6 protein-coding genes are annotated in these 7,633 nt (G+C 53.5%); 2 read left to right on the forward strand and 4 right to left on the reverse strand.

Annotated elements, in window-relative coordinates:
• Positions 1–116 precede the first annotated feature (116 nt).
• From RDM26_RS08145 to RDM26_RS08160, 4 genes are all read right to left on the reverse strand, one after another.
• Positions 117–2,408: a YhgE/Pip family protein gene (locus tag RDM26_RS08145; RefSeq protein ID WP_307738466.1), complete on the reverse strand. Its 2,292-nt coding sequence runs from the start codon at positions 2,406–2,408 to the stop codon at positions 117–119.
• 69 nt (positions 2,409–2,477) lie between these two features.
• Positions 2,478–3,002 (reverse strand): dihydrofolate reductase, encoded by a 525-nt coding sequence (locus tag RDM26_RS08150; RefSeq protein WP_307738467.1) that lies wholly within the window; start codon positions 3,000–3,002, stop codon positions 2,478–2,480.
• Between the two features lie 9 nt (positions 3,003–3,011).
• Entirely contained in the window at positions 3,012–3,836 is an 825-nt protein-coding gene (locus RDM26_RS08155; RefSeq protein WP_307738468.1) for a thymidylate synthase, read from the reverse strand.
• Between the two features lie 87 nt (positions 3,837–3,923).
• The gene (locus RDM26_RS08160) at positions 3,924–4,754 is read right to left on the reverse strand and encodes a hypothetical protein (protein ID WP_307738469.1); all 831 of its coding nucleotides are present in this window, start codon (positions 4,752–4,754) and stop codon (positions 3,924–3,926) included.
• 133 nt (positions 4,755–4,887) lie between these two features.
• On the opposite strand from RDM26_RS08160, the gene RDM26_RS08165 reads away from it, so the two are divergent.
• Positions 4,888–5,406, forward strand: coding sequence for a DUF2505 family protein (locus tag RDM26_RS08165; protein WP_307738470.1), 519 nt, complete (start codon positions 4,888–4,890; stop codon positions 5,404–5,406).
• An 87-nt stretch (positions 5,407–5,493) separates the two neighbouring features.
• Positions 5,494–6,942 (forward strand): histidine kinase N-terminal domain-containing protein, encoded by a 1,449-nt coding sequence (locus RDM26_RS08170; protein WP_307738472.1) that lies wholly within the window; start codon positions 5,494–5,496, stop codon positions 6,940–6,942.
• Positions 6,943–7,633: the final 691 nt, after the last annotated feature.

A 7,633-nucleotide genomic window follows, 5' to 3' on the forward strand; every position in this document is an offset into this window, starting at 1 on the left:
GCGGTGGGCATAAGAATTCGGAAAACGTTGCTACGTTTTCCGAATTTCTTGGGCGGGAGGAAAAATTCAGCCTCCCCGCGTCTACCAGTCCGAAGCAGCCCCGCGCCACCGTCGAATCAGCTAGGCAGGTTTTCTTTGGCTTGGCGAGTGCGCTGGTCGTAATCCTCCACGCTGTTGTGGGAGTTTCCCCTCAAAGGGGAGGAAACCAAGGGAACCTTCTTGAAAGTCAAGGCAGGATCATAGGGCATGGGACGCTGGCCTTTGCGGCGTGCGGTGGAAATGATGGTTGTCACCCAGGCAAGTAGCGTCCAGATCGCTAGTACCAATAGTGCCTTGCCGAATAGTAGCTCTCCGCCGGCAATCGCGGCGCGGATAGTGCGTGCCACATGGGTCATAGGGAGCAGGGGACTGAGGAACTGGAAGAACTTCGGCGCAGTTTCTACCGGGAAAGTTGCGCCGGTGGAGGTGATTTGCAAGCACAGCAGGATTACCGAAAGGGCGCGTCCTCGATATCCGAGGGCGGCTACGCAGGCTTGGTTTACTGCCACGAATCCAATAGAGGCCAATACTGCTATTAGCAATAATGCCCCGAAATTTTGGGCATCTAGCTTTAGGAATAGTTGCATGCCAGTTACTACGGTAACTGCTTGCAGAGCACCGAAGAGTGCCCCGATGGACATGGAACGGAAACCGCAACTCCAAAAACTCTCTTCGGGGTGGCGCCGCAAATCTAGGGCGGGGAAGATCAAGAAGATGGCGATCCCGCCGATCCATAAACATAGCGCCATGAAGAAGGGGGCGAATCCGGCGCCGTTATGGCGTACCGGATTTTGCCGTACCGATTCCACGTCAGCAACTCCGCTCGCTGCTTCAGAGACTTTTTTAGCCTGTTCCTGGTCAACGGTGGGCACCTGTTCGGCGCCATCACGTAGTCCATCTTCTAGGCTGGAAGCACCTTCAGTCAGTTTTCCGATTCCGCCAGCTAACTGTTTTCCGCCATTGGAGGCTTTGCCCGCCCCCTGGGACAGGGAGTCAAGACCTCCGCTGAGAGCATTAGCCCCCGAGCGGAGCTGCGCGGAATTCTTCTCTAGGGTAGAGGCTCCGGCAGACAGTTTCTGTACGCCCTGTTGCGCCTGGTCTAATCCGTTTGCCAGGGCATAAGTGCCATCTTTTAGAGTCGGTTTTTGCTTTCCGGCTTGGGCGGGCGGGGTGAGAGCGGTTTGCCGGCTCAGTTCTTTTACCCCTTGATCGGCTGCGTTCAGCTTCGCTTTCATTTGCTGCGGGTCAAGCTGGGATAACTGTCCCACCATTTGTAGCATTCCCTGTGCTTGAGCAATCTTTGCCGAGAGTTGTTGCAGGGTTAATCCCTGATCAGAAGCCATTTTGTCCAGAGCTACGCACTGGGGAAGTGTAGGAAGTGCCGCGGGAGGTACCTGTGCGCACTGGTCAACTGCTCCTTTAAACTGGGTTAGGAACTGGGCAATTTTGGCGGTATCGACCTCAGAATTTGCTAGGGGAGCCAGTAAATCAACCAATTGGTTCCCATCTTTTGCCAGTTTGCTAACTTCTGGTTGCATAGCGGCTATCTGCTGGTGAATCTGGGCTACGCCGCCGTCTACTTGTTTGGCTCCGGCCGCTAGCTTCGGCATATTGTGATTTAGCTGCCCAAGACCGGAGTTGAGGCTGGAAACTCCGCCAGTGTAGGCGGTGATTCCATCCCTTAGTTTCAGGGAACCGTTACGAATCTTAACGCTGCCATCAGCTAGTTCTCCTAAGCCTACCACCAGGGTATCGGCTCCACTCCCTAACTGATCTCCGCCCTCGGCAAGTTGGCTTGCTCCCGAGGCGGCATCGAGGAACCCTTCTTTGAGCGGGCCGGTAGAAAGTAACAGCTGATCGATATATCCGGCCGCGCCCTCATTAGCTAGAGCTGCTTGGAGAGCTAATGCTGCCGATGTGGCCATGGTGCCTTGCAGATAGTTCACAGCGTCATCGGTACGGAGTTCTAATTGCGCCTTTTTTGCGGGGACTTTATTTTCTGGGTCTGCAAGTTTTGCGTAAGTACTAGAAAGATTATTGGGGATAAGCAGTAGCGCCTTATAGGTGCCGTCCTCGAGCCCGGATTTAGCTTGCGGCAAGGATGCTTTGGTCCAGTCGAAGCCGGGGGCATCAGCTTTGTAGAGTTCTTTTTCTAGACTTTCACCCAGTTTCAGGGTTTTTTCCCCATTAGCGCTGATGGCGTCAGCTGGCTGATCCAGGTTTACCACTGCAGCTTTCAGCAGGTTAACTCGCTGCATCGGATCCTCGTATGCCCAGGTAAACAGCCCGGAATACATTAACGGGATCACCAGGATACCGAGAATCACCACTATGTTGGAAAGAGTGTTCCAACGGTATTTCTTCCCCATTGTGCCTCCGATTTTTCTGGACTCACTTATTATCTGAACGCTTGCAATACGCTAATGGATTTTATGGCTTTAACTACCGGTATTCCCCGCTTTCTGGTAGTACACGACCTTCCAGCGACAGTCCCCGGAAATAGGACGAAACTGACTATCGGAACGATCTGGATCCGCTGCCCATAGCTGCGGAGAAATAGTGGGCGCATGGGCATAACTGGGGTCGTCTCCTACATCTAAATCCAGGTAGGTAACGACTAACTCGTCAGCTATCTCCATTCCTTCCTCATAGAGGCGAGCACCACCGGTTATCCAACATTTTTGCGCGCCCGTTGCCTGAGCTAGGGCTAGTGCTTGCGGAATAGAGGTAGCAATTTTTGCTCCGCTGGCCTGGTAATTATCTCGGCTAGTTAGCACAATGTTTAACCGCCCCGGCAGGGCTCGTTTCCCTAAAGCCTCAAAGGAGCGGCGCCCCATAATAACCGGGCTTCCGATAGTGGTGGCTTTGAAATGTTTGAAGTCAGCCGGAACATGCCAGAGCATTCCCTGGCCATTGCCAATTACGCGGTGCGCGGCCTGCGCCCAGATCATGCCGATCTTCATTTTTACCTCCTAAACCGCTATCGGAGCTTTAATGGTCGGGTGGTGACGGTAGTTCTCAATCTCGATATCTTCCCACTTATATGAATAAAGATTGTCGGCGCGGCTAAGACGCAAAGTGGGGAAGGGGTAGGGGTCGCGGGAAAGCTGCTCGCGCACCTGCTCCACATGATTGTTGTAAATATGGCAATCCCCGCCGGTCCAAATTAGTTCCCCGACTTCCAGCCCGCTTTGTTGAGCCAGCATATGGGTGAGCAAAGAATAGGAAGCGATATTAAAGGGAACGCCCAGGAACATATCGCAAGAACGCTGATAGACCTGCAAAGACAGGCGTCCGTCTGCCACATAGGCTTGGAATAGCAGGTGGCAGGGGGCCAGCGCCATTTTATCCAGCTCAGAAACATTCCAAGCAGACACCAGCATCCGACGCGAGGACGGATCGTTCTTAATGGTAGAAAGCAGGTTTTCGATCTGGTCGATATTGCCTTTAGGGCTGGGCCAAGAACGCCACTGCACCCCGTAAACTGGCCCTAGCTCGCCCTCAGCATCCGCCCAATCATCCCAGATGTGAACCTTTTTTTCCTGCAGAGGACGGACATTAGAAGTCCCGGATAAGAACCAGAACAGTTCCTCCGCGACTCCGCGCATAAAAACCCTTTTGGTGGTAATTAGGGGGAAGGAATCTGCCAAGTTATAGCGCAGCTGAGCCCCGAACAAAGAGCGAGTGCCGGTTCCGGTACGATCTGCTTTCTCGTTGCCAGATTCTAAGATTTTGGCCAGTAAAGCCTCGTATTGTCTATCTGCCACGCCCTTACCTTTCGCTAGTTGTTTGTCCATATTCTAGCCGGTTACTAGCGAATCTCGCGCTAGGGTTATTTGAGGGTGGCAACGAGGAAAACCGGAAATCCCTAAGACGATACCGCTTTAATCAGCGAAGAAATCTGTTTTTTCACTGGAGGAAGCAGTAGGCTCTTGCGTTAGATCTATCACCGGTGCCAGCTCTACCATTAGATCCTGGGCAGATAAATCGCGTACCGGCCCCAAGGCGGCCTTCACGCCCTCGGCAGTGCGCCGCGCTACCGCTTTGCCGGATAGGTAACCCACCCCGGCGCCAATCCCGAAAGGAATTAAGCGTCCAGCGATCCGGCCGGCAGTACGCCGGTATAGTTTCTTGGTTGCGTATTTCATCAGCGCTTTGTTAACTTGCCCCAATGTGGGGGAGGATAGATTTTTCAGTGAGCTGCGTGCCCAAGCTAGGGTGCTTAACCCCAACTGGTCGGAAACAATCGCTGCGCCCTCTTCTCCTAACAAGCTAGATAGCACTAAGGCCCGGCGTTGTTCCCGATCGGCAGGACGCACTCCGTGCAGGCGGGAAACCCCCAAAATATAGATGGTGGTCTGTACGGCGTAGGCGGCTAGTTCCCCGGCGGTTAGCCCCAGCGCCACCCCGGTGCCGCCTCCGGGCAGAGCCGCTCCGGCTCCCACTGCGGAGGAGGCGTAGGCGGTGCGTTTAATGTATTGCTTCGTTAATATCTTTTCCAGTTCACCGGCATCTGCCTGCGGATTAGCCTGGGCTAGTTGCAGCAGCTTCTGGTCGATATGTTCAGCAGGAATGTCGAGGACTGCATCCACTACTTCCCCGAAGCTAGAGGCATGACGAACTTTGGTTGCCGACTCGCGTAGCGCCGCTGCCAGCTGTTTTTGGGAGGAGCGATTTTCGGAACGCAAAAACTGGGGAGTTTTAAAATCAAACATCTAGGGGTTCTCCTGGCTGATTTAGTAGTTGAAGCGGATACGATTGAAATAGCTTATGGTTATTTAGAGTAGTCGCCTGTGAGGCTCTCGGCGAGCCTGAAGGTATAGTAGAGGCCGTAGAAAGGAAGAAAGCTTGCGGGATTTCGAGCTAGAAGTTGAGTATCCGGCCTCGCCAGCACGGGTTTGTCGAATGCTCACCGATCCGCAGTTTTTGGAGTTTCGCTGGAGGCAAATCTCGCAGGTAAAATGTGAAGTGCAGGTGGAACAGGCCGGTATTGAAACTTTTGTGTCGCGAGCAAAAGTTGACCTGTCAGAGCTAAAAACTCCATCTTCATACGCGCGACTACTACCCGATCAGTTAGAGATCGAAGTCGTGGAGAACTGGCTTAGCAGTCCCTGTCCCGACCGTATTGCTCACGGCGACTTCGAAGTCCGTTTTAGTAAGGTTCCGGTGCAAGTAAGAGCCAAGAGCCTCCTGGAGGATTCCCCGAAGGGGGCAGAGAAAACCTTGCGAAAGATTTCCGGAACGCTCCAGGTGGATATGCCGCTTATCGGAGGGAAAGTCGAACGGGAACTTCTGTCTCATCTGCAGATTTTTTCTGGGGGAGAAGAGGATGCGGCGCGGCTTTGGCTGGCTAATAATACTGTTTAAGAGGCTTTCGGTCAGCTAACAGGCTTAGCAAATAGCTCCCGGACTCCGCAAACTGACACCTAGCATAGACTGGTAGTCGTGAGCGGGATGAGAGAATTGATCCGCCAGTACGGTAAGGATCTATCAGAAAGCGATATCGACCATCTACATATGTTGGTTGGGGACTGGCAGGTGCTCTCTGACATTGGCAGTGCTGACCTGATTTTATGGATACCTGATGACCAGGGACGTTTTGTAGCGATTGCGCATGCCCGACCCGGATCGGGGTTTACTATCCACCTCGATGATGTGGTGGGGCTATCCGCTTCTCCGAAACGTTCAGCGATGCTAGCTGCGGCTTTTGCCCCTAACTCCGGGCCAACGGTGCCCGAGGTTAGGTGGGCAGGATCCTATTCGGTGATTGCCAGCTCCCTTCCAGTAAGGCATAACGGACGAGTGGTGGCGGCACTTACGCAAGAGGTAAACATTCAATCATTGCGGGTCTTTGAACAGCAAGAACAGTGGTTTCACCGAACCGCGAATCTGCTGTGTGAAATGATTTCTGGTGGGGTTTTCCCTAACACTGCTATTCCTCCGGCTACGACTCATGGAATGCCGCGCTTAATTGATGGTGCCATTAATTTGGATGCTGAAGGGCGGGTGCTGGATCTGACCCCGAATGCCCGATCCTGCCTGCGCCGCCTGGGGGTACGCGAAGAGGTTAAGGGGGCGGTTCTGGCGGAGCTAATCACCGAAGTGATTCAAGAGCAAACTGAAGTTGATGAGGCGCTGCCCGTGGTGGTTATGGGGAAAGCCTCTTGGGTATCAGAAGTAGAATCTTTTTCCGGGATTATTTCTTTTCGGGCGTTGCCGCTAGAACAGGATGGCAAACGGATCGGCGCGCTGTTGCTGTGTCGGGACGTAACGGAGATGCGTCGCCGCGAACGCGAATTGATGACTAAGGATGCCACTATCCGCGAGATTCATCATCGCGTCAAGAATAATCTCCAAACGGTTTCTGCGCTTTTGCGTATGCAGATTAGACGTTCGGATTCCTCAGAGGTTCAAGCTGCATTGGGGGAGGCTGAACGGCGGGTGGCCGTGATTGCCCGCGTACATGAAGAACTATCGCAAACCGTGGATGAAACCGTGGAGTTTGACAATATGATCTCTCGGCTGTTGCGGATGGCAGCCGCCATGGCCGCTACCGACCAAGTAGTTAAAACTGCTTTTACCGGTAGTTTTGGGATGGTAGATGCCGATGCTGCCTCGGCGTTAGCAGTGGTGATTTCCGAGCTGGTGGCTAACGCGGTAGAACACGGTTTGGGTGAGCGTGGTGGCAAAGTAACCTTAGAGGCCAAGCGAGATGGAAACCATCTGGATGTGTGGGTTCGGGACGATGGGTGCGGGCTGGGGGATAAGCCCCTGAATGGCCTCGGGACTTCGATTGTGCGCACTTTGGTGCGCGGTAATTTGAAAGGCACTATTGACTGGAGTTGTCCCGAGCAAGGTACCCAGGTTCATATCCACGCCCTAGTTCAGGAGGCGGTTAGCTAGATGGGAAAATCACGTAAACGACGGGGCTGGCCACAGCTGCCTGCTCCTTTGGCGGGCAAAGTTGTAGATAATCACACCCATTTGCCTCTGTGGGAAGAACAGATTCCCCTGGTAGAGGGGGTACGCCTCAGTCTGGCAGCACAACTGGACCGGGCGCAAAAAGTGGGGGTAAGCGCCCTGATTACCTCGGGCTGTCAGGTAGATGAGTTAGCTCCTACCATTCGGGTAAGTGAGAATCATCCCCAGGTGTTTTGTGCCTTGGCAATTCACCCTAATGAGGCGGCTTTACATGCGAAGGTGGTAGCTACTGCCCCCGATGGGCAAACTTATCAGCTGCAGCCTTGGCACGAACAGTATTCCTTAGAGGAAGCGGTAGGGCAGGTGTATGCGGCCGTGACTTCTTCAGCTAAGACGGTAGCTATTGGGGAGAGTGGACTGGACTATTTCCGTACCTCTCCGCAGGGCAGGCAGGCACAGCAACTGGGCTTTAGAATGCATATTTCTTTAGCGAAAGAACTGGGATTGCCCTTGCAGATTCATGACCGTGAAGCTCATGCGGATACTATTCGGATTTTGCTGGAGGAAGGCGCTCCGGAACGGACGGTGTTCCACTGCTTTAGCGGAGATAGTGAGATTGCGCAGGTGTTAGCGGACAATGGTTCGTATGCCGTCTTCTGCTTGAAAAAAACAA

Source organism: uncultured Varibaculum sp., from assembly GCF_902489465.1.
Classification (GTDB): Bacteria; Actinomycetota; Actinomycetes; order Actinomycetales; family Actinomycetaceae; genus Varibaculum.

Coding starts and splice junctions, on each gene's coding strand:
- RDM26_RS08145 (WP_307738466.1), bottom strand. CDS start 2,408: ATGGGGAAGAAATACCGTTGGAACACTCTTTCCAACATAGTGGTGATT.
- RDM26_RS08155 (WP_307738468.1), bottom strand. CDS start 3,836: ATGGACAAACAACTAGCGAAAGGTAAGGGCGTGGCAGATAGACAATAC.
- RDM26_RS08170 (WP_307738472.1), top strand. CDS start 5,494: ATGAGAGAATTGATCCGCCAGTACGGTAAGGATCTATCAGAAAGCGAT.
- RDM26_RS08160 (WP_307738469.1), bottom strand. CDS start 4,754: ATGTTTGATTTTAAAACTCCCCAGTTTTTGCGTTCCGAAAATCGCTCC.
- RDM26_RS08150 (WP_307738467.1), bottom strand. CDS start 3,002: ATGAAGATCGGCATGATCTGGGCGCAGGCCGCGCACCGCGTAATTGGC.